This is a genomic window from Paenibacillus sp. MAEPY2, from assembly GCF_000499205.1.
GTDB lineage: Bacteria > Bacillota > Bacilli > Paenibacillales > Paenibacillaceae > Paenibacillus > Paenibacillus vandeheii.
Genome location: NZ_AWUK01000016.1, coordinates 1 through 22,873, shown reverse-complemented (window position 1 = coordinate 22,873; position 22,873 = coordinate 1). Strand labels below are relative to the sequence as shown.

Annotated in this window: 21 protein-coding genes and 1 pseudogene; 9 read left to right on the top strand and 13 right to left on the bottom strand. The window is 36.7% G+C overall.

Translation table 11 applies throughout. From position 1 onward, the window contains the following. The first annotated feature begins 211 nt into the window (after positions 1–211). From P364_RS0114440 to P364_RS38725, 6 genes are all read left to right on the top strand, one after another. Positions 212–1,141: a hypothetical protein gene (locus P364_RS0114440; RefSeq protein ID WP_024630816.1), complete on the top strand. Its 930-nt coding sequence runs from the start codon at positions 212–214 to the stop codon at positions 1,139–1,141. 71 nt (positions 1,142–1,212) lie between these two features. After that, entirely contained in the window at positions 1,213–1,773 is a 561-nt protein-coding gene (locus tag P364_RS0114435) for a hypothetical protein (protein ID WP_024630815.1), read from the top strand. A 449-nt stretch (positions 1,774–2,222) separates the two neighbouring features. After that, positions 2,223–2,792, top strand: a complete 570-nt coding sequence (locus tag P364_RS0114430) for a papain-like cysteine protease family protein (protein ID WP_024630814.1) — start codon at positions 2,223–2,225, stop codon at positions 2,790–2,792. Between the two features lie 25 nt (positions 2,793–2,817). Beyond that, a complete protein-coding gene (locus P364_RS0114425) occupies positions 2,818–3,618 on the top strand; it encodes a hypothetical protein (RefSeq protein WP_024630813.1) in 801 nt (266 codons plus the stop codon). A gap of 391 nt (positions 3,619–4,009) precedes the next feature. Then, entirely contained in the window at positions 4,010–5,260 is a 1,251-nt protein-coding gene (locus P364_RS0114420) for an MFS transporter (RefSeq protein ID WP_024630812.1), read from the top strand. Positions 5,261–5,707: 447 nt separating this feature from the next. Next, positions 5,708–5,914, top strand: coding sequence for an SDR family oxidoreductase (locus P364_RS38725; protein WP_081717988.1), 207 nt, complete (start codon positions 5,708–5,710; stop codon positions 5,912–5,914). 328 nt (positions 5,915–6,242) lie between these two features. Here the strand turns inward: P364_RS38725 and P364_RS0114415 are convergent, their stop codons facing one another. From P364_RS0114415 to P364_RS36175, 4 genes are read right to left on the bottom strand one after another with little or no spacing between them, the layout of a single operon-like run. Continuing rightward, positions 6,243–7,724, bottom strand: a complete 1,482-nt coding sequence (locus P364_RS0114415) for a hypothetical protein (protein WP_024630811.1) — start codon at positions 7,722–7,724, stop codon at positions 6,243–6,245. Then, positions 7,721–8,707: an ATP-binding protein gene (locus tag P364_RS0114410; RefSeq protein ID WP_024630810.1), complete on the bottom strand. Its 987-nt coding sequence runs from the start codon at positions 8,705–8,707 to the stop codon at positions 7,721–7,723. Before P364_RS0114410 ends, P364_RS0114415 begins: the two co-directional genes overlap by 4 nt. Positions 8,708–8,724: 17 nt before the next feature. Continuing rightward, complete coding sequence (locus P364_RS0114405; protein WP_024630809.1) at positions 8,725–10,701, bottom strand: hypothetical protein; 1,977 nt, start codon at positions 10,699–10,701, stop codon at positions 8,725–8,727. Further along, the gene (locus P364_RS36175; RefSeq protein ID WP_024630808.1) at positions 10,694–11,374 is read right to left on the bottom strand and encodes a TnsA endonuclease N-terminal domain-containing protein; all 681 of its coding nucleotides are present in this window, start codon (positions 11,372–11,374) and stop codon (positions 10,694–10,696) included. Before P364_RS36175 ends, P364_RS0114405 begins: the two co-directional genes overlap by 8 nt. A gap of 127 nt (positions 11,375–11,501) precedes the next feature. On the opposite strand from P364_RS36175, the gene P364_RS0114395 reads away from it, so the two are divergent. Both P364_RS0114395 and P364_RS0114390 read left to right on the top strand, forming a co-directional pair. After that, a complete protein-coding gene (locus P364_RS0114395; protein ID WP_024630807.1) occupies positions 11,502–11,729 on the top strand; it encodes a helix-turn-helix domain-containing protein in 228 nt (75 codons plus the stop codon). A gap of 91 nt (positions 11,730–11,820) precedes the next feature. After that, the gene (locus P364_RS0114390; RefSeq protein ID WP_024630806.1) at positions 11,821–12,855 is read left to right on the top strand and encodes a tyrosine-type recombinase/integrase; all 1,035 of its coding nucleotides are present in this window, start codon (positions 11,821–11,823) and stop codon (positions 12,853–12,855) included. Between the two features lie 52 nt (positions 12,856–12,907). Here the strand turns inward: P364_RS0114390 and P364_RS0114385 are convergent, their stop codons facing one another. Beyond that, the gene (locus P364_RS0114385) at positions 12,908–13,240 is read right to left on the bottom strand and encodes a hypothetical protein (protein ID WP_024630805.1); all 333 of its coding nucleotides are present in this window, start codon (positions 13,238–13,240) and stop codon (positions 12,908–12,910) included. Positions 13,241–13,369: 129 nt separating this feature from the next. Here P364_RS0114385 and P364_RS0114380 point away from each other — a divergent pair, with 129 nt between their 5' ends. Continuing rightward, positions 13,370–13,711, top strand: coding sequence for a helix-turn-helix domain-containing protein (locus tag P364_RS0114380; protein ID WP_024630804.1), 342 nt, complete (start codon positions 13,370–13,372; stop codon positions 13,709–13,711). 49 nt (positions 13,712–13,760) lie between these two features. Here the strand turns inward: P364_RS0114380 and P364_RS0114375 are convergent, their stop codons facing one another. From P364_RS0114375 to P364_RS0114345, 8 genes and pseudogenes are all read right to left on the bottom strand, one after another. Beyond that, positions 13,761–14,600, bottom strand: a complete 840-nt coding sequence (locus tag P364_RS0114375) for a hypothetical protein (protein WP_024630803.1) — start codon at positions 14,598–14,600, stop codon at positions 13,761–13,763. Between the two features lie 264 nt (positions 14,601–14,864). Further along, entirely contained in the window at positions 14,865–16,010 is a 1,146-nt protein-coding gene (locus P364_RS0114370; RefSeq protein WP_024630802.1) for an FRG domain-containing protein, read from the bottom strand. A gap of 80 nt (positions 16,011–16,090) precedes the next feature. After that, complete coding sequence (locus P364_RS0114365) at positions 16,091–17,464, bottom strand: UvrD-helicase domain-containing protein (RefSeq protein WP_024630801.1); 1,374 nt, start codon at positions 17,462–17,464, stop codon at positions 16,091–16,093. After that, positions 17,461–19,215, bottom strand: coding sequence for an ATP-dependent nuclease (locus tag P364_RS0114360; RefSeq protein WP_024630800.1), 1,755 nt, complete (start codon positions 19,213–19,215; stop codon positions 17,461–17,463). The genes P364_RS0114365 and P364_RS0114360 overlap by 4 nt, the downstream gene beginning before the upstream one ends. 150 nt (positions 19,216–19,365) lie before the next feature. Then, complete coding sequence (locus P364_RS0114355) at positions 19,366–20,421, bottom strand: TOPRIM nucleotidyl transferase/hydrolase domain-containing protein (protein WP_024630799.1); 1,056 nt, start codon at positions 20,419–20,421, stop codon at positions 19,366–19,368. A 608-nt stretch (positions 20,422–21,029) separates the two neighbouring features. Next, positions 21,030–21,161, bottom strand: a pseudogene (locus P364_RS38225) (IS3 family transposase); the annotation flags it as partial. Positions 21,162–21,395: 234 nt separating this feature from the next. After that, positions 21,396–22,217, bottom strand: coding sequence for a M56 family metallopeptidase (locus P364_RS0114350; RefSeq protein WP_161634268.1), 822 nt, complete (start codon positions 22,215–22,217; stop codon positions 21,396–21,398). 40 nt (positions 22,218–22,257) lie between these two features. Continuing rightward, on the bottom strand, positions 22,258–22,680 hold the full coding sequence (locus tag P364_RS0114345) for a BlaI/MecI/CopY family transcriptional regulator (protein WP_024630797.1): 423 nt from the start codon (positions 22,678–22,680) through the stop codon (positions 22,258–22,260). Positions 22,681–22,873: the final 193 nt, after the last annotated feature.

The following is a 22,873-nucleotide window of genomic DNA, read 5'->3' as shown; positions in this document are numbered from 1 at the left end:
ACCTTAACTTTAGGCTGGAAAATTCCGATTTTTATGTGAACCATTAATTTCTTGCAGAACATAAGAAAACTCGGGGTTACAGCGTTTAAATCGTAGGTTTAATATTGTAAAATTATGTTGTTAACGCTGAGAACTCAACCGTTGACCAGAGCATATATACATCGATTAACAACTTCTTTAAATAACTAATTAGGAAACGTGGGAGGAAAAAATGTTTGATATTGATTTGAGAATAGATGATCTGGATCAACAGCAAAGAGAGGATGCAACAAAATCTATATATAACCTTGTCCTTCACCTAACTTCGAAATTAAATATAAATTATCTCGATTCAGTTGTATACACAAGTGAGTTTAAAAAGGATATCTTATCATTCCAACGCTTAAAGAACGTTCAGGAGGGATACACTGAAGCCTCATTTGGTTCAGCAGTAGCTAAGGTTATCAGTTATAAAGAGGGTATTCAGCAGAGATATGTGGTTTTTTTAGATTCCCCTCTATTCTGGGCATTATTTAACCAAGAGAATGAGAAATATAAAAATTGGGCTGTTCATACACTGCACCACGAATTAGGGCATGTTCATGATCATAGCTTGAGATTCCATTCGTATGAACCATTTGAGATCACTCGTACAGATGATTTTATGACCATCGCTTGTAAGTTAGGAGAATTTATGTGGATGGAATTTATTGCAGACCGTTTGGCAATTAGTTCATTCACTGAAACCACCAGTTTAAGAGATGCTGATGTACGAAGTCTGGCCTTATCTTTAGTAGAGACAATGGGTAACACTTTTCATGAATATGTTATGGATGGAGACTCGTATAAGGTATTTATCAAAATACAAGAGGAATCAAATCTATTGCTAAATATTACAGGAAATCTACTAGGCAGAGTTCATGGTCTAAAATTGCAGGAATACTTAGAAAGCATGCGAATGGATTATTACACTCCATATCTTGTTCGTTTCAGTGAAGAATTAGAGGAACTTTATAATAGTTATCCTGACTGGCATGGTATAAGGGACTTTTTGCCTTTTGGAAGAGTCATTATTGATCTATGGGAAGCGCTTGGTGTTAGTTTTGATGCCGATCAAGAAGGCATTATTATCAAGATCTCCAAACCGAGTGTTTTAACATAAGCTCCCAAGTCCTTCTAAAACATCAGGATGATTTAACGATTAAAGCGAAAAAAATGTGATGAGGTGTCAAAATGGAACCTATATTTAATTTCGACAAAGAAATGATTGTAACGTTCACTAATGGACATAGTCGTCCTTATAAGTATTTTTGGTACGAGGATATCGTTGTTATGCATGCAAAAGAATTTGGACATGCGTTCGCAATGCATAGGTTTAGCTTTGATGGGGCTATTGAAGCTGGTGATCAGTTTATAGATAAATCATTTATTGTGCTCAATGATACAAAAAAAGATAAAGACAACCTGCTCTGCACCTTTTATAACGAATTAGGTCATATTAAGTTGAATCATCTGAAGGATTATGATGGTTTAGAACGTGCTGAAGCCATGGCACGTGGGGATGTTTACTACGCTGAGTTAGAAGCTGACAAATTTGCATTTGATAAGATGGGAAAGAGTAAGACGACTAGATGGTTAGAGTCAGTCTTAGATTGGTTAGGCAATCATGTGACTGCTAGAGAGCAGGAAGAAGAGTTAAGGGGTCTCTCTGAGAAAGGTAAAAAAGCTTTAGAAGATTATAGGATGGCACACTTGGAAGTTATGAAAAGGCTAGAAGTAGTGAAAGGGTTGTAATTCTAAAACTCACTATTTATGAGTCACCACTCTTTTGTGGTGGCTTTTTTAGTTTCATATGTGTAATTTCATATGACGGTTATCGGTTCTCAAGTCGAGGATAAAGGGTTGTACCGATTGCTAATCCATTGAAGCCGCTAAAATAGCGGCTTTTATATTTTATCAGTACAGATTTTGTCCCGAGCAAAGGCTAGAACCTGTACAGATTACCGGGATATGCCTTTTAGTTTGGAGCAATCTGTTCAGATTCAGACCCTCTAGGGATTATATTTTTTTTGATAAAAAATTGATAAAAAAGGAAACTTTTCAACTAAAAGGGGCGTTTTTTATAGTGTAAGAAAAATATGACTTTGGATGAATGAGAAGGGAGGGCTGCATGAAGATTGGCACAGGTAAGAGCTATTGAATTTTTCAATTCAATTTCGATGAAATGAGGAGGAAGGTTTAAAATGAAACATAAAAAATCGATGATATTCTCTGTATTTGCATTAATATTTACACTAAGTTTCATGTCACAAGCGTATGCTACAGATTTGCCGTCATATCCAATTGCAAAGCAAGAGAAAGATGAATGGTGCTGGGCTGCAGTAAGTTCAAGTGTACTCAAGTTCATGGCTAAAAAAAATGTGTATCAATGCGACTTTGTAAAGACAGTGAAGTCAACCAGTTCGTGTGCTAATGTATCCGCATCCACGGTAGAAGCACAAAGTGGAATGCATGACTACGGGGTATCTTCCAATTATTACTCCGGAAATCTTAATGTTGCCCAAGTTAAAAGTCAAATTGATGGTGGGCGCCCTGTCTATGTAAGCTGGAAATGGAACAGTCCTACAGCTCTTATAGGTCATGCGGTTGCTATTTATGGATATAGTAATACACCAACATATACTTATTATATGCATTATCTTGATCCATGGGATGGAGTGAAAACTTCAATGGAATACTCAAAATTTAACGGTGGCACAGGAGCGGATAGAACATGGAGATGGGGACTTAAAGACTTTTGGCATTATCAATAAGGATTAAATTGGGAGGACTATAATAATGAAACATATGAGAATGTTCTTAACGATATGTATTGGTCTGATGGTCAGTTACATGATTGCTCCAAGTATTCATGCGAGCAGCACTGTACCTGAAGATGTTCAGATTTATGCTAAGGGGCAAGGGTTGGAAGAGTTTAAAACATTAGTTTTAGATGACCCTGCAGGATACGGTTATGCGAATGAAGAGGAGGTTAAGGCTGTAACTTTGGGCCCGGGTTTTGAAGTACACCTATTTGACTCCGAAAAATTTAATCATGTATCTGACAGTCTAATTGATGTATCTAAGCCGACAGGGCAGTATGACTTTATTGTGCAATCCAAGGGTGTTGGCAAATCATTTCTCAGTATCGAACGATTTGAAGGTGAGTTTAGGGTGGTTCTTGCAGGAGGAGACGCATCTAGGTTGGATCGATCATTAAATACAATGACGAAGTCTTTATCCACTGACATAGATACTCTAAATCCGGTGTTGATTAAAGATGGAAACATCCGTTATCTGGTTGCTAAAGTCAATGGGAAAGAAGTGAATCTACCAGACGTACCTTCAGAAAAGAAATCACTCATGGGAGGTATGGACAACAATCAATTATGGGATTCTGCCAAGACGATTAGTTTCCTCAAAGAGGTACAGTCCCAAGGAGCCGATCCGAATGTGGACGGAGCTGGGGGTTACCCGGCAATCGAATCTCATACGTCGAAAAACAGTTACACGGGCATAGCGATAACAAGTTTGGTTATTGCGTTAGTAGGCTCAACAGCAGTGTATATTTGGGCAAGAAAAAAACAAAATACGAAGTAATGTAATCAGCAGAAGGTGATTTAAAAATTAGTTGAGATGTATGTGAAAAAATTGAAACAAAAAAATATGCTGCCTTTTGGAAAGACCTCTAGAACTAAAGACAGAATGCATGCTATATTTATTCAGTAAATACCTTTTGCCTTGCAAAGGAGAATCGATACGATATGACCCTCATTATTCGTTATGACAGAAACTAAGCTAATTTCATATGTGAACGCCGCGTCAATTTTTTAGGCCTGTAAAGGCTTATTTTCTCATGCGTCCGTTCAGACTCCGTCATAACGAAACCAATAGAACGCAAAACGGCAAGGTATCCTTCGGGATAGTCGTCCGAAGCTTTCATGTTCGTCATGAAAGCTTTTTTTGTTTGCGCAAAATGAGGAGAAGATCGATGATTTTAAGACTAAAATCGCCACTTTATTTGTTATTTATTTTACAAGGGGTTTCACTGCTGGGAAGCCGTCTTTCCGGCATTGCTGTCGGACTTTGGCTGGTGAAGGCGTATGGATCGGTTACGCCTCTACTGCTGATTCCCTTGTTTCAGGAACTGCCGGCTTTATTTCTTGGCGTATGGGCTGGGCTTGCCGTTGACCGTTTTGACCGAAAGAAGCTGATGATCTTCGCAGACGCCGGACAAGCGGCGGGAACTCTGGTGCTCCTGTTTGTCGTCGCGGACGGTAAACTGCCGCTCGCACAGCTGTACTCCATCGTTACGCTTCAAGGTATATTTGCAGCATTCCAAGGTCCTGCGATCTCCGCCTTTACCTACGAACTGGTATCCGAGGATGAACTGGATAAGGCCAACGGGTTGAAGGAGCTGATGTTTCCGTTGGCCGGTGTCCTTGCCCCTTTTCTGGCGGGTATGTTATATGCTCCGTTGGGAATCCGGGGTATTATCTTGATCGATTTAGCCGCTTTTGCGGCGGCCGCCGTGGGGACGTTTCTGCTGCCGGTCTCTACGACTGTCCACAAACAAGAAACGGAGGGAGCCGCAGATAAGCCGGGGTTCTGGAAACAAGGGCTTCAAGGATTCACCTGCATCTTCAGGCGAAAAGGGTTGTTGGCGTTCGTTTTCTTCATGGCATGGTGGAATCTGATGCTTAACGGTCCGTTAGAGCTGGCAATCCCGCATTTACTCGCCCGGACCGGAAGCGACCGGATAACCTCGCTGGTGCTGGCTGCTATGAACGCGGGAGCGCTGTGCGGAGCGCTGCTCGTTCTGAGCGGCTTGACCTTCCGCAAGCGACTTACCCCGATGTTTGCCGGTTCGCTTGTGACGGCCGTTATGTTTGTCGTATTCAGTTTGGCGGACCGTCAATGGGTTCTTGCTGTATCCATCTTTCTGCTTATGATTCCGCTGCCGATGATGGGCGCGCTGTTCAGCACACTCGTTCAAATCCATATACCCGCTCATTTGCATGGGAGAGTGTTCGCTGCAATAGGGCAAATCAACGCTTTGACCGCACCTTTGTCGTTTATCATTACAGGACCGTTGGTCGATCGCTGGCTGGAGCCTAGGCTGCAGCATCAATACGGAACGGGAGCGGGAACAGCGGTGGTGCTGACGGTGACCGGCTGCCTAATCTTGATAGGGGCTTTTGTTACCTTCTTTAGAAAAAGCGTCCGTTCGTTAGAAAAATAAACACTGGCCTGTTGCACGCAGTTATCAGCCTATGGTCTGACTATACAAATAAGTGTTACGACCGGGAATGCCGTAACCCTTATTGCTTCATTGTTTCCTCCGACATTTTGTAACGGTAGAAAACAAGGCATTACGGGGTAAAAATATTATCGGTACAAGTTCTTGTCCCGAGCCAAGGACAAGAACTTGTACCGATTACCGTATTGGACAAGAACATGTTCCTGTTGCCGATTAGGCGTGTATCTAATCGGCATCTTACCCTTCAATTCATTAAGTTAACGGGCAGGTTAATTCCAATTAAACCGTATTCAACTCCTCATTTTGGGAAAAATAAATTATCCCAACTATGAGGTGTTTGCATTTGATAAAGTTAATTATGACATTCGTTTTAACTCTTGGGTTAACTTCGCTAATCGAAACTCCACGTGTTAATGCGCACCTGCTTACATCAAAACAGAACTAGATCTAACTGATCAAGCAGATGGCGGTTATACGGATGAAAAAAATATTATCAATCGTGCACCAATGAAGAGATTTGGAACTAGTAATGAGGTCGCTAACGTGGTTTCGTTCTTAGCTTCAGATGAAGCTAGTTTTGTGACAGGAAGCTGTTTCAACGTTGATGGTGGCTGTACAGCATTTGGAGCATGGTGAATAGCTTTAAAACACTCTATAAAAAGAGTGTTTTTTGTTTCCGATTGAAGATCAGCCATCTGAAATCGCATATAAAAGGTGGGTCGTAATGAAAAATAATTTTGACTTTGACTAACTTTGACTTTTTAGCCTTATACATATGCACAAAAGCCGTCATTTGTACATATGTATAAACGCCTTTTTCTTAGGCACTTGGTAGGCAACTTTTTGTGTCTGAGGACAAAAACATTGTTCCTTAAAGGACAAGAACATTGTTCCATTGTTGTTATTCTGCCCTTTCTTACAACAAAAAAACCGTTATATCATCATATCACAAGATTTAACGGTTTTAAAAATTTAATTTTTTCACATATGCTTCAATTGATTTTTGGAGTATCTTTTTATCCTCATCAGGTGTGTTGCCTCTGAGCATTAGCGCAACTGCTGGTGGTGTATAAGAACTCATTTCTTTAATGTTGAGTCGAATATTTTCATTTTGATATATGCATTCGTATTTGTTAAACAGTGTCGTCTCAGTATTTTCACCATGATGGTACTCGACGTAAGTTCCTAGCTCATCAGTTCTACATTTGAGAGCAATATTCGGAAACGCTCGGTCTCTCATTTTAATGACTTCTTTCCAAGGAGGAACACTGATCTCTTCACATCCCTTCCCTGCTATATCAAACCATGCATCGAAGAAATTTTCACTAAACTGAGTGACTAATTTTTCAAGAACCCACAATATAATTCTTCTATCAATACTATTGTGCATCTTTATTTGATAATTTATAAGTTGTGTTGTAAAGTGCTCTAGATGCTCTTCAATTAATAAAGGAGCTTTAGTAGAAATCAATTCATTATTGAAAGGATTAAATCCATAAAAACGCTCTTCCATCAATAATGATTTTCTCCAAAAAACATAAGTATATGCATAGGGGCAAATTGTTGGGAAATCAGACATGTCATCCTTTTTTCTTAGATCTATTAATTGAGTGATGCAGTCCTGATGGTTCCCAAGGAATTCTTGTAATAAACTTTCTTCTACTATTTGAAAGGCATTTGAGCAAATTTTTTGCTGTTCTTTTCGAAACAAGTTTGAATAAAGATAATCTTGTTGAATAGGTTCTATTGGATCAAAATACTTAATTTCTTCAGGCTCATTTTGAAGTAACAATGTTAAATTACAATGTTGTTCATGAACAATCCATTTCGTTTGCTGCTCGTTTACTGAATTCATGTTAAATTCAAGCCAGCTAAGTATAGACTGATTTAATTGAGGGGACTCCTTCCAATCGTTCCAATTTGAAAAACCAAGAGTAGCAAGTATATGTCCACACTTACATTGAAAAGCACTTTCCAGCTGTTTGTTAGACAATAAGAAAGGTATTGTCTGCATACATTTTGGACAGGTATCAATAAGTTTATTTTCATGAAATGCACATGTATCGAAGAGCTTAAACTGATGTAACCAAGAATGGAACCCCCCCTCCATGCACTGCGGACACCACTGCAAATCATCGTGAAACCAAGGATCCCAAACGCCATAAAAATCGTAAAAAGGTGCAAGCAACTGCATAATGATGTTATCACTATGTTCTTTTAGTTTGTAATCCAGTGTTTGATGAAGTTTCTCAAGATCAAATCCGTTTAATCGCAAAAGATCACGATGAGTATCACCAATGTGCTGTTTGATTTTTTTGACTTTTTTGCTGCCAAAAACATATAAAATCTCGTTTCGATTTATTAGGTTAACTAAAGCTAATTTTTCAAATACTGACCAAGGTGATTCGTACTCATGTATCCAATCTTTCCTCCAGACAATATTCATTCCTTAACTTCCTTATGAGCCAGTGTCATATAGATCTCAGATTCAATATAACCAGTTAATTTAATGGCCTCCAACCACTGCTGTGAAGTAATCCATTCAAGTTTCTCCCCATGAGTTCCGTATATTTTCAAAGCATTTTCCACGGCATAGGTAAAGTACTCCATTGGAATTTCAAGCTTTGATGTTACACCATGCTGCTTACGAAGGTCAGTGAAATGACGATAAATAATATTAGTGTCTTTCTCTAAACGCTGTCCTTTTTCATAACCTTCCGGAAAAAAGTATTGCGTAAAGCTACAATTGCTGTTTTCGGGGTACTCCGAAATTTCAGCTGAATCGTAGCAGCGAAGTACACTTTTAATGTCTCCTTGTGATGTAATACCAAAAAAACGGTGCTCATGTGTCATAAAACGACCGATAATTTGTGATTTCCTTTGCCCAAGGAAAAAAGTCCTTCTAGTCAATAATTCTTCTTGGCCAACACAAATCACTGACATACTGATCCTTGAACGATCTAGTTGATTATAGATGTCTATTAACCATTGATAATGAGCTTCGGTTAAATTTTGGCCCTCATCCATAATTACGATGACTCTTCTTGTACCCGAAGTTTCTGCTTTCTCTTTTAGCAAGTTCACAATTTGGTTTCTCATTTCACCAGGTTTTCTACGTGCAACAAACGGGAAATTAAAATCATACAGTAGGTCAGAGTAAAACTTCTCCTCACTAGGGACCCTGTATGAGTTACTGTTGGCTATAAAAATGGGGATTGGTGATTGAAGATAATTTGGTAAATTCTCTAATGCAAACTTCAGTGCGGTTGTTTTTCCTAAACGTGGGCGCCCATATACAATCATCCCAGGTAATCGGTTCGTTACAATTTTTTTTATGTTTTCCATTAATCGAACCACTTCTTTAGTCGGGAGTTTATAGAAGCCCACTTCAATAGGGTGTGTCCCAATAGGTACAATTTGTTTATCCATGTAGATCTTCTCCTTTATTAGTACATCTTGGTTTTGAATTGTTTGGCCAGTCGATCGTAATCTTCCATTTCACTGAGCTGTTCTTTATACATTTGCTCTTGACGTACTTTATCCAACCTTTCATGTTGGAAACTAGCTTCTTCCAAAGCCTTTTTTTGTTCACTGGGTGCGTTGTCAGGCTTATACGTACTCTCCTCCATGATCTTGATCTGTTTATTAACCATTTTTTTAGATTTTTTTTGATTCATAATATAGTTAGTATAAACAAAGATCGGATCATCCCAAGTGGTTAGATGTATCAATTTCTTCCTTACTAAGGAATTGATAGCTTTTCTTGTTTGCAGAGAGTGTGGAGTTAAAGACCATCGTCCGCTTGCTGTCAAATATCCAAGTTCGCTTCCATCGGGTAGAAATGCTTTCAGTGTCCGAAGATCATCAACGTTCACATGAAGTGTAATCTCGGTATTTATCAAGTAAGCTAAATTCGCAAGTCTGTCACTTCGATAAGGAACTCCTTCGTATTCTATATACGGCTTCTTACCTGATTTTAATGATCCACGTATTGTTCGTTTTTGTATCGTTTGCATAAAGAGTATCTCCGATCTTTTATCTTCCTCTAAAATTCGTGGCATTAGCCCCGAGGTGTTCATTCTTTTCTCAAGGAGTTCTAATGGAGTTTGATGGTAGATTCCACCGTGAGGTGTCCCATTATAATTTGAGATTAATACATCAATGAGTTGTTTTAAATGATCATAAGTGATATTCAATTGAATGGCTTGTTGTTCCGGATTTTTTCTTCTCGGATCCTTTGGTCCACTTCCTGTAGTGTTAGGTAAACGGTGAAACCCGTTTTCCTCTAAAGTCTGAAAAAAACGTTCGATAATTCCTCTTCTCATGGGAAGAGCTACCGGTCCAAAATTCATGAAGCAACCGATTAAGTTCTCCAGGCGATTTTTCACCATTCGAGCATAATGGGCTTTAGCATTGTCCAAGCAAATAACATCCCATACAGCCCAGGCTATTTCCGGAAACTTCTCTGATGGGAAGCCTCCTTCTGGATGGTAGGACAATCCTGGAATCGTAAGTTCTAATCGTTTATGTGGCATTACAGCATTACGTGCGCATTGCATAAAATCACTTGCACTATATTCATGATTTAAACTAATGTGGTATCCCAAAATATTTCTGGTCGCTACATCAATAATCGTCAGAACCCAGAAACGTTCTAATACCTCAGTCATAATATCCCCATCAGGAGTAGGTATTTCGACCACAAAGTAACCATCAATTCTGTGGGCGTCGAATTGGACTTTCTGAAAGGGGAACAAGTTGGAAAGTTGATTTTGTTGTCCTTCACCAACGTGTCTCGCTTTTTGTAATGCATCGTCCCCATGTCGTTCGGCAGATCTAGAAAAATATTCATAAGAAATCCGTTTTACATACCGCTGTACTGCTTTATATCCCATCCATTCTGTATTCAAGGGGTATTCTGCTTGTGTAATTCCTTTCTTACGGCATTCATCAACGAAACGTTTATGAATGTACTTTACTTTCATGACTGGTTCTATAGAGCGTCCCTTTCTTCCACGAAAAAGGTCTTCTAAAAGCTCTCGAATATCAGGATATTTGTCTAGGAAACGATTGAACTCTCCTGTCCTTCGCAAGTTGTTCTGCTTCTTAGTGAATAAATCCAATTGATATTCTTTTACATTCTTTTGAGGAATCAATGCTCTAAATCCCCAAACAATACCTGTTTGATCATATTGCATACAACGTTTAGTGAATCTCCTAACGTTTTGACGCACTATTCCGGTTTCCTGTTTGATTTCTTCTAAGCTGACTCTTTGAAAATACATTGTCACAGCTTTTTTACGGTTAATGTATATAAAACGTTCTGATTCATCTAAAGTGCTTTCATCAACTGTAGGCCAATATTCTAAATTCGTTTGTTCCATTGCTAAGCCGCTTTGTTCATACACTCGTTCTCTACTCATTCCTATAAACCTCCAAACTCTTTCCAAAGATTTGATCTTCAATGTTCGCACAAACCTGCCCTTCATAATACAACCATTTAAGTGCTAGGTTGACCTGATCTTCTGGATACTGAGGTAATTCACAAAAAACATTTGAAATTGTTTTCTTGTGCAAAGAAACGCTATGTAGTACTTCTAAAGTACATACTGGCTTTCTACTGTTTAGTACTGCGGTCGTAATTGCGATCCTATTTTCAATGGAGTGTCTCCCCTTTCTGATTGTTTTTTCTGTACGAACTTCATAAGCTATATTGTTCTTTCTACACCACTCTCGTTGAGCCTCAATCTGACGTTTAGTTCGATCATACCTCGGCTCTGTTGAAGTTAATTCCTTTTCATATTTCACTTCGACAAACGTTTCAGAATGATCTCGATATAGAATCCACATATCAAAGATCGATTTACGCAGCCTCCCATTTAGGAGATATGATATCTCTAAAGGCTGCTCACAGTATCCAATTACTTCAGGATTTGTTTCCACAGTAAGCCAATGCTCGAATTCTAAATCACTATAGAGATCAAGAGTTCGTTTTCCTATCTTATTTCCCCGTGGAATCCAATAATTATTTCCATATTTTGTTCCTCTCGGGATCTTAATTGGCTGATATTTTATGAATCCGCCTCTGTCCATCATGATCATCCCTTCCTACTTGTTCTAATGTATGAACAAAAAATTAAATTCTTATACACATCTATGTATAAATGTTGTCTCTCTATGAACATACTAAATAGTAATAGAATGATAGATGGAGGAGTCTAAGATGTCTGAAAAAGAATTCTATAAATGGCTTGGAGGATGTTTACGTGATCTTCGAAAGCTGAAGAATCAAACACAAGAGGAGCTATGTCAGGAATTTCATCTTGCCCGATCTTCAATTGCTAATATTGAAAGAGGTGGGCGTGTAATTAGTGCTTATAATCTATATTTACTTCTAGAAGCGTTGAATTTGCCTCTTGAAACATTGTTTAAAAATACAATTTCAAAATGATAACCCGACCTAAGAAATTACCTCGTGAATGTATAAAACATAAGCACAGTGGGAACACAACCTGAAAAAGGACCAAAGGGTGCGTGATAATATGAAAGTACAAGAACGTAAAGATTTAGAACTAGTCTTAATCCGATTGAATGAGATGCCTCAACCCGTACAAATTTTCATAAAAAATAAGTTAGACAATAACCTTTCTCCCTCTTCTGCTTTAGAGTACGTAAGAGATTTTGGTATATTCTTTAACTGGATATCGCCAAAACTATGGCCACATGTTGAAATAAGTAAGCTGACTTTAGCTTTGTTTAATGATATAAATGCAGATCATGTAAAACAATATATGAATCACTTAACGTATTCCAAGAAATTACAACATTCCTCTATGTGCCGGAAAATTCTATCGTTACGATCCATGTTTGGGTCCCTACATCAAGAATTTGATAACGACGGCAACCCTATTTTAAGACGTAATGTTTTTGCTAGTTTTACCATGAAAAGACCTAAAAACACTAGTGAAGTCGCACATCAATTGCAGGACAAAATTCTACGTGTCAACGAAATCCCTGCATTCGTTAAGTTTGTTCAACAAGACGTGTCAAAACTAAATAATCCTCAAGCACAATGGTTTCATAACCAAAATCGAAACCGGGATGTTAGCATCATCACCTTGTTATTGGAATCTGGAATCTTAGTAAGTGATATTGTCAATCTGGATCTCAATGATATTTGCATCCAAGATGGCTACGTTATGGTGACCAGGCAACAGTCACAAGTAAGAAAGAAACATCGAATCATGTTTGGAGAAAGTGCCAAAACTTTTTTGTATGAGTACTTGAAAGTTAGAATTGGCACTTATGCCCCTAATCCTGATGAGGCGGCCTTATTTTTAGCAAAACCTAACGGAGAATCACATGGTCAACGAATTTCAAAGCGTACTATTCAGGCAATGGTTAAAAAATACGCTTCTAAATTTGGAACTTCAGAGGTTACTGTTCGCCAGCTTACTCATTCTTTTGGTTTTCAGTATGCAGAAACAAATAATATCCGCAATTTGAAACAGCAGCTAGCCCAACGAAATATTGAATCTCTTGAGAAGTACTTTATTTTGTCGAGCTTACATGAATAAATAATAGATCTATTGGGCCTTGTTCGCTTTAAGCAAGGCTTTTTTTCTATATTTAGTTTATCTGTTTTCTAATGCTTTTCTTAAGCTGCTTTAGTTGATTCAATCGATCGTGGTACTCATTCACATCCTTTACGTTTCTCTTTTCTAAGCTTACCCATGTAGCGACACTGACCTCTTGAAACTTTATAGAAATGATCAGAATTGCTTCTTGATAGTCTTTGATATGAACAATTGGAATCTTCCACTCTCCTTGATCTCTAGCTGCGTCAAACCACTTCTTTTTGATCACTTCTCGATTGGTATACATTCTTCCGTTAAACAAAATTCCATTTGCCGTTACCGTAGCAATTTCAATACCTGCTTTGAGTTTGAGTTTTTCATTCATCCTCTCCACCTCCCCTATTATTTATGTCCATTTGAAATGATATATAAACTTATCATTTTTTAAAAATAATCTATATACATTAATGTATCGAGGGTTTCGCATTGTTTAGACTAAATTAGAGGTGTAGCAATGAACGAACCTGTATTAAGATTAGTGGGACAACGTGTCCGGGAATTACGGAAAAAACAAGGATATTCGCAGGAAGAATTAGGAGAAATGGCGGGCTTCCACTTCTCCTATATTGGGGGCGTTGAGCGTGCCGAGAAAAACATAACCTTGTTAAACCTTCAAAAGATTGCAGATGCGCTCCAAGTTAGTGTCCACGAACTTTTTCATTACAGTAAGTATGTTAAAGTTGGAAACAATGACAAGGAAAAGCTATTAAACGAGATCAATGAGAAGCTCTGGCCAATGAAGTCTTCTGATCTCAAAAAGGTTAACCTGCTCTTATCTGAAATTTTTGATAACTAAACTAAAAAGCCGATGTCTTTAGACGTCGGCTTTTTATTACATATTCAATTTAAACTTCCCATCCCTTTTGGCTACGTAGATTCACCCAAGAATACCGGTTAGATTGTTGAATCATTCCCTCCATCATATTACGTTCACTTGTTAATGTCAGGAGAATATACTTTGTCCTTACATCCACTACCTTTAAGTGTTTCTGAACCTCAGTCATCGAATAGTAGCCTTTGGCTGCTAATAACTTTACTTGTTCCATATCAATCTTTCCACATCGCTGTAGTAGTTCTGTTCCTCCCCATTGAAATGCAGCGTTAGTATCGACGCATGGATCAGGTATAACTACACTTAGCTTTCCTTCAGACAGGGATATCGTGATTTGTTTGGTCTTAAGCATCTCCGTTAGAGCAGAAACACGTAAAGCATTCCATTGATCAAACAACCTAGAGTAGATCCATTTTTGTTGTTTCCAATTAGCTAATAACCCGTCTATGCCATAGTTCACCAAGTCATTTCTGTAGCTGATGTGTCCCCCATCACGTTCCTCTTGATTGATCCTCTTTGGAGTGAATTTTAAGTATGGCTTGCTGGCTAAACAGTTCTCCTGAAGTGAGTGTTGTTCCAGCTCATTTAAACTATTCCATTTAATTCGAACAGTCTTAGGGAGCACACCATGACTATCTAGTAGCTCATATAACTGATCATTATTCAAATCGTAATGTTTAGTTGCAATGAATTTGCCGACCACATTCCGCTCAGCCCACTCAAGCCGCTGTAATCCAAGAGAAGCCTGATATTCACTGATTAGTTGTCTTAGAATATTTACTTTAGCTCCAGAGAAAAACATCTCCTCGTAGTGGGGTGATTGAACAAAATGACTTATTTTATCTATGCTCACTATGTGTTTACTCCTTTTTTAAGATAGTGAATGGTATTGACGGTTCAAATTAAATTTATTCATCATCTGAGTAAAGAAAAAACAAAGAAGCTGCCTAACGGCAGCTTTCTAGGGATCTAAGCTTTACGTTTCTTTTTTTTGGAGGAATGTGCTAGACCCCACTACTTAGATCTGTTAGATGCTCTTAGTCTCTAAATAATAAGTCAAAAATGATCTTCTTAACATTATTAAAAAGTTCACTTCGTTAAATTGTGACTTTTCTTTTTAAGAATTCAAAGTATACTGTTGATTAAATTTAATCGATTTAGCAATGTTATCAAAATCTCCATAAATACTTTCGATATTTATTCCTAATAAGTTGAGTTCATTTAAAATTGCCTGATGATTCTGAATCTTAATAATAAAATCCGGTTGTATAGATTGAAAACGTAGCATTCTATGTTTATTATGTTCATCCGTTTTTGACAAATATAATTGGTAAATGAACATTCCCTTTTGATTAATAATTCTATCAAAAAGATCTGGAGGTTGATAAGTGAAGTAAACATTAAGATCCAGTTTAAGGGGCTTATCAATGTTTCTATATTGGAGCTGAAGCAAATTTATTAATAAAGCAAAAAAGACTCTTATACCCAGTTCCTCATTAGAATAATACTCTGCATTATTTAAGTGATATACTTCCCCATGAGTAATATTTTCGTCATAAATCTCATTAGCGAGAAAGTAATAAAGTTCGATAACGTCGTTTTTCCCTTTAAAATCAGTAAGTTTTTTCAGATTGTCATAATCATCCTCTAAGAATTCTTCATCCAGATCTACACTCTCAGTCAGCTCTTCGCCATCGATATCTATATTGTTTAATTCATAGCATTCGATCAGTTTGTTAATATAATTTGGCAAATCATGAGCTTGATTTGCGAACATTTTTCGTAAATTGGAAAACAACTTTAATTGAGCATCTTTAGTTTGAATTAACAATTCAAAAAAATTCTCATTCTGCAGAAGTAATGGAGTAATATCAATCAACTTTTTCTTATTAATAAGGTAGATTTCTGCTTCATTACTAGTAAGTTGGTCTTTTCCGTAACAAGCAAAGAATAGAGCGACCAAAGGAGATGTAGTGAAGTCAACCAAATTTGTAGGTAAGCCGTGATGTTGGCAAAATGCTAAAAAATATTGTTTCTCTTCTTCTGATATTTTTCTAACTACTTTACTATAGAATTGCTTTTTCATTTCCTCAATATCATAATATTTACTTGCCTCTGCGCTACCTGAATATGATCTAAAACCACTAGCTTGAATTCCGTTGTAAGCTTCGTTTTGTCCTCTGAAAATATAATTGTGAAAATCATTAGTTCTTATCAAATCCAAATATATAGAAATATTGGGTATTATGTATTCTTTAATCAAGTTAACACTTCCTCTGTATGATTTTTTGATCGTACAATTATTACTCTATTTTTCCCTTTCATGTTATTTAAATAATCTTCCTAGGGCGCTAATGGAACTGAGATGTATTTACTTATTTTTTTACTAGAAAGAAAGGCCTCCCAGTTTTGGATTGTATATTTCAGGTGTACCTCTAGGGTGATAAATAGCACAAGTTCTCTCTTTGATCTTGTGAGCGCTACATATAGATAATTCATCATTTTATTCTGATCTTTTTTTATACCAAGCAAATACTCTGCAATTTCTGTAGTAACAATGAATAAACACTTTTCTCCTTCTAGTCCTTTTATAGAGTCAATTGAGTTTACCAAAATACCTGGTGAATGGGATTTTTCATTAGCAATCTTCAATGAATCATGTATCTTGGCTTTGTCTTGTGAGTTCAATTTCAAATTTAAAACTTTCTCTATGAGTAATAATATTTCGTTATTGTTGGAATCTTTTAGTCTAGAGAAAATATCTTTTAGCAATTCATACTGAATTAATTTTCTTTCTTTCTCATTATCAGTTGTTCTAGAAATTAGTTTCTCGAGTTCAAAAATCAAATTATGATTGCTAGCTTTATCTTTTTCATGAGTGTTAAATCGATTGTTTTTTTGATATATATAAATCCTATCCCAATTTTGGTTATTAAAGAAATCTTCGCTTGATTCAATCTCTTTTTCGAGCACAAATTTTATTTCCCCTTCTATCTTAGATAGTGGAATTTGCTTTTGTTCAAAAGGAATGTAATGATTCGAGAAATTAACATGTGATAGTGGACTTCTATGATTAGTAGGTTCATAGACAACCGCCTCTTGATGTTGTATGACCAAATTTGAGAAAAAATTACGACCACGTAAATCTTGCTTCGGATCTCCAATTAAGAATATATATAACCCTTTATTATCTAAAAGTTTGACTATCTGAGTCATATGTTCATCCATGTCTTGAGCCTCATCAATATAAACACAATCTAAATATCTTGAAATGGTATTGATGATTTTTTCGCGTTTCTCTTTAATTAACCTATTGTCACCAGTCTTCTTGCACAGAATCCATTTAGCAGTTTCCGTCACTTTCTCTACGTGGATATAATTATTTTGTTTTAGTTCCTTTAATTTCCCAGCAGAGAATGCTCTATTTGTAGGTAAATTTATATATGAAACACTATTAAAATGTCCTTCGAATAGTAAATGATGAAATGGGTAAATGACTTCATGGAGAAGGAAAGCATGGATGGTTTCAATTCGTAATTGTTTCGGGATGATCCCTTTATTCTCAATAATCAATTCTCGAATTTTATTCTTTGCAGAATTAGTGTAAGTAATTACGTAGAGTATCTTTCCATCCTCAACTTTTTCCAACCGGTTCAGAATATGACTAGCCATAGAGGTTGTTTTCCCAGCCCCAGCTCCAGCAACTATTATATTCATTTTTTCTCTCCACTTTTTAAGAATTCAAGAACATTAGCTATGTGCTTAGGTAGCACTATATTGGTAAGCTCATTTTTACCAAAATCCCTACAAAACCTCAACATAGTAGAAGCTTTTGCCGATCTCCAACGTTCTGATAACTCCTCAGGGCTTGTGCACTTCTCCCACCCGTGATTTTGAGTAAAATACTCATTCATTTTCTTAAAATTAGTGCTCGTCTTTACGAACTCTGGTTCTAGAGTATATTCAGTTGTTGTCGTTACATATATGTTTGAATACTCATTATATCTTTCATGATTTATTTGTGCATTTGGTTGGTCATCATAATCCCTAATAATTCCTATTCTACTGGTAGTATACTGGTTTATTTTAAGCCAAATGTCCAACATCTTAGTGAAGCCTTTATGCAAGGCTATAACCTCTATATCGTACAAGGAATTAGCATTAGAACTCAGGTATGCCTTTATAAGCATCTCTTCAGTGGGCCCCTCTACTAAAATGCAATTTCTAGAGAAAAGAAACTTTAGAAAATCTAAGTTAGGCTTTTTGGCTAAATAGTTCAATTCTTGTGAGGTAATTGTGTCCTTTAAAGAAAATGCAGATCCATTTGCTAAAACAACAACGTTTTGTAATTCGAGTTTATTAACAAATTCTGTGCTATGTGTTGAGAGGAACAACTGTAAGTTACTACTCGAATTCAAAATCGAATTAAAAAAACTGGCAAGGAGATGCTCATTACTGACACATAAATGTGCCTCAGGCTCCTCAATTGTTAATATATTTAAAGCACTGTCGGTATGTACTTTTAAAGAATTTATCATCACAAGCAAATAAATTAAGTTACGGTAACCTAATCCTTGAGTGTTCAAATATTCTTCGCCAAAACCGAGTCTTAGATTGTTCAATAATGAACCCATGCTTGGCATATTCGGGAGCAATGTAATTTCTTTGAAAAAGTCTTTTGCGTTCTCTAAGGCAGAATCTTCTTGCCAATTAAAAACTCCCTCTAATTTACTGATGTGCTTGAGATCTGAGAAAAAGTCCTCATAAGATTTTTCTACAGCTACCTTCTGCTCATCACTAAGCTTGTTTTGTAATAAATTCACTAAAGCTCTAGAACCTAACTGGTTATTCTTAATTGAAAAATCGTCTCTCTCCGCAGCGAGGGAGTTATATTTGAAATTAATAAGATCACTAAAGGATACTGGATCTTCTGTGAGAGGTACTTGTATCGTATATTTGTAAAACTCAATGGGTAGGAGGTTCATTTTAATATTATCAATGGATGAGTTCGTCATCAGAATATTAGTAACTAGTTCTAATAGTTTTTGGTGGTCTTGTACAGCATATTTATATTGAATACTGTATTGTGGCACTTCTTCATCCATAGCAGTAATCCATTTATGTATGTAATATTCGTCTGATCCATCAGGAGAAAATGATACATCTACTGTAACTATAGGCACAATCTTAATAAACTCTTCTATGTTTATTTCTTGGTTCGTTATTCGTTCTTTGTTTGTCTTTAAAAAGTTAAAATACATTTCCTTAGCTGAATTATTTATGTCATGCCATCCTAATTTTTTACTTAAATTTCCTACCTCGTCGTTTAAAAATGGAAGTGTGATGGCTTTTAGTAAATTACTTTTTCCACTATTATTTTCACCGATTAGAATCGTAATTCTATTTAAACTGATATCAATACATTTTAAGTTACGGAAATTAAGAACTTTGACTTTTGATAGTTTCATTATGTATTACTCCTTTAAAATAAAATTAGCGAGATACATGCAGTGAGAACATCTTTGCATCAGCCTTCAATTATCGTTTCTTAATTACCTGAATAAATTATAAAGGTTCTATAACAGCAGTATTTCCTAGTTCTCACCTAGTAAGATCTCTCATTTCCCGAGGATTGCATCGTGGAATAAAGCAAACTGCTCATCTCTCTTCAGCAATTCTTCAATTTCTAAATTACTCGCTGCTTGACGACATTGCTCAAGGCGATGCTCTAATCTCCATTTTTTCATCAGACTAACGTCGAGGTCAAGCCATACTTCAATAGAAGGATTAGGGATAGCAGCAATCCACTCGTTAAATTCGAGGCCTTTCTGCAACATTTCTTTTGTCCTAACAGGATCATCATCACCATCGGTCACTATTAAGACCTTAGATTCTGAATAAAAAGTATTCCACAAAGCATTCGCTACACGGGGAATTGTGATCTTGCCCCTTGCAACAGTAATTTTAATTGACCGATTTGAACCCGCTTTACCTAGAATCCTTTCAGACAGTAGGGCAATTATTTCACGGTCAGTATCACCTTCGCATACAATTAATAAATCAGCTGTAGTTGCATCAATTGCTTGCGTAGTCACTACCCCACCTGAGACATGGTCATAATGAAGAAGATCGATCTCTACGAGTTTTTTCTTTTCAGCGGTCACGATCTCACCTTCAGAAGGGAAATAAATAGCTCCTTCCTCAGCAGCCATACGAAGCTTACGTTTGAGAACATTTGTAAATCCAAGACTACGAGCTATAGCAACATCTAAGTCTCTTTGGTCGAGTAAAATAATATTTAGCGTCTTACCTAAAACTAGTGCATCAACGGCGTCTTCTGCATATCCTGACATTGAAATAAATATTCCAATTGTACCTGCCAACTTACCTTCGACCTTGCCTTTGAACTGGTAGAGGGTTGAAGCTGGTAGTGGCTCTGCATGCCACTTGGCTTCCAGTAGATATATACGTCCGTCAAGATAAATAGAGCCATCAATTTGCTCACCCAAAGGTCTGTATCCTGTGCGCGGTTCAAGTTGTTCAAAATTAAAAAGCTTATACAGTAATCGCTCGAATGCAAATCCTCTGCGCCTTTTATCAACTCCTGTTGCGTTGGAAGCTAGGCCAATAAGTTCTTCGTATTCTTCTCTTATGGAAATCAACTCTGTCTCCATTTTATCCCCCTCAAGTCGTAGTCTAACAAATTTCTCTACAAATCTATTTTATCATGATTCAGCAAAAGGAATATTGAACTTCAAGTTCACCTTGAAAATTCACGCCAACAGGAGCATTCTATGTTGAAGAGTAATTTGAAGATTAAAATAATATTTTGTTATGTAGTGTTCACGGTTGTAGAGATAGAGACTATGTCGATATATTAGCAAGAAATTCAAATAAACTACGCCTAACTTGAGTTATGTGCAGTAAATTGCGCAATCAGCGCAACAACAATCCTAAAAATAATTGAAAATAATGGGATCAAAAGTTCTTGTCCTTATCGGTAATCGGTACAAGTTCTTACCCTTGGCTCGGGACACGAACTTGTACCGATAACATAAAAAAGCCGCTAAAATAGCGACTCCATTAGGAATATCTTCTAGTTTAGGTTTCATCTTACATATTGGACATAGTACGAAATATCATTAATTAAAAGATTATGAAACCTTCTGATCGAAGCAAGCAGTGATCCTAAGATATCTATATCGAAACCTGTGTTGAGTGCAACTTGCCATAGTTTATAATGCTTGCCTATGGGTTGCTCCAGACGATGAACTTCTTCTTACCCCATCCACGTTTTCAGATATGATATTCCGTATATTCAGCTTTTTCATAACTTCTTTCAAGGGTACCTCGCCAATCTCATTTCTATGGCTTTCATCTTTAGTTCGACGGGATAACTCACTCCAGTTTCCAGGGAAACACCAACTTGAATTTACACATTTTTCTATAAGGAAAAAAATCGTTTATTTACTTTGAGGAATGACGGCGCACCATAGTTTTTTTCGCTATGCACAACGGTTACTTCGCGATAGGGACCACCATCTGCCGATGTAGCCATACGTTTAACTCTCGGGAGGTCACCCACACGATTCTTTTTAATAACGAGAACTTCAAGTCATGAGGTTACAAGCTTTCACTTAGATATATATTAGGCACAGTCGATTATCAGAATTATTCCCATAACGATCGGTGTGATCATAGAGACGAGAATCGTATGTGTCTCTAAAATAGGGACAGTTAGCTTGGCATTAGGATAAATAATCTGTTGCAGTCGATAATTTATAGCTACATGAGCTAAATGAACACCTTTAAGCATCGGTTCCCTTTTATGTTCCTTAATCAGACTCAATAAAACGTTTCCTATCTGTCTTGTACTTTTCATTTTATTTATTACAAATTGATCTGCTTTTAATTCCATTTCAACTTCATAGTAGCTAGCTAATTTTTTTATTACCGGCAAAAAAATATAACATTCAGATAATATTTTTAAAATAACCGTGTAAAAGGGATGACGTTTTGTACAATGATAATATTCATGGTAAATAATTGCCCTAATTTCCTCATCATTAAATTGATCTAATAGACTCGTTGAAAGGATAATGTCTGATTTAAAGAATCCAGCTGACATTGCTATTTTGTTTGGATGTGATACCACTTTTATTTTTATTTTTAGGGAGTTGTATTTTTCTGAATACCCATTAGATAACTCTAACTTCTCCATCTGGAAAAGGAGTTTCTTCATATTCATATAACGTAAATATTGATTAAATACTTGATACCCAAAGGTTATAACTGAAAAGGCAATAAAAGCATTGATAATCATTTCGGTAGTTACATGATTCACAAACATATCCGTAATAGTAGCCTGAAGCAATAAAATTATATTATCGTTACTTGGTACATCTTGAAGCTGATGATATATAACATAGCCCATCTGAAAAATAACCAAACTGCATATAACTATCGCCACGAACAAAGCCCGCTTTGGGTCAATTAGTATCTTCGAATAACTATTCATTTTTTAATTCCTTCAATTTGTTTTCTAGTTGTTGAATCAGCTCAGGGTCGGCTTTGTCCAAACTTTCAATTAAATTACGAACCATATATGAACCAAAGTCAGCAATCAGTCCATCAGTGACTGCTTGGGTTTGCGCCTGAATAAATTCTTCTTTAGTTGTAGGTGCTGAGAAAAAAGTTAATCTCGTTCTTCCCCGGCCACTTGATTCTTTTATTAAATAATCTTTATCAGTCAGTCTTGTCATTACCGTCATGACTGCGTTCAATGAGATGGGGGATTCTGCATTTATTAACTCATGGACTTGTTTAATTGTCATCTTGCTATTGTTCCACAAAATCTCCATAATTTTGGCTTCTAAAGAACCAAAAAATTTATTGATACCTTCTTCATCTAGATGGAATCTCTTTACTCGCATATTTTAGCTACCTCTTCCAGAAAAGTTTCGTTCTTATTTACTATTTCTGTTTCCAACTACAAACTATAGTTTAAACTAATTAAAGTTCAATGCCAATTTAACTAAGCAATCACAATCAAATCTTCAGATTAATATGACCCAATCTATGTTAAAAAGTGCGTTGCAAGAGGTTCAACCTCTTGCAACGCACTTT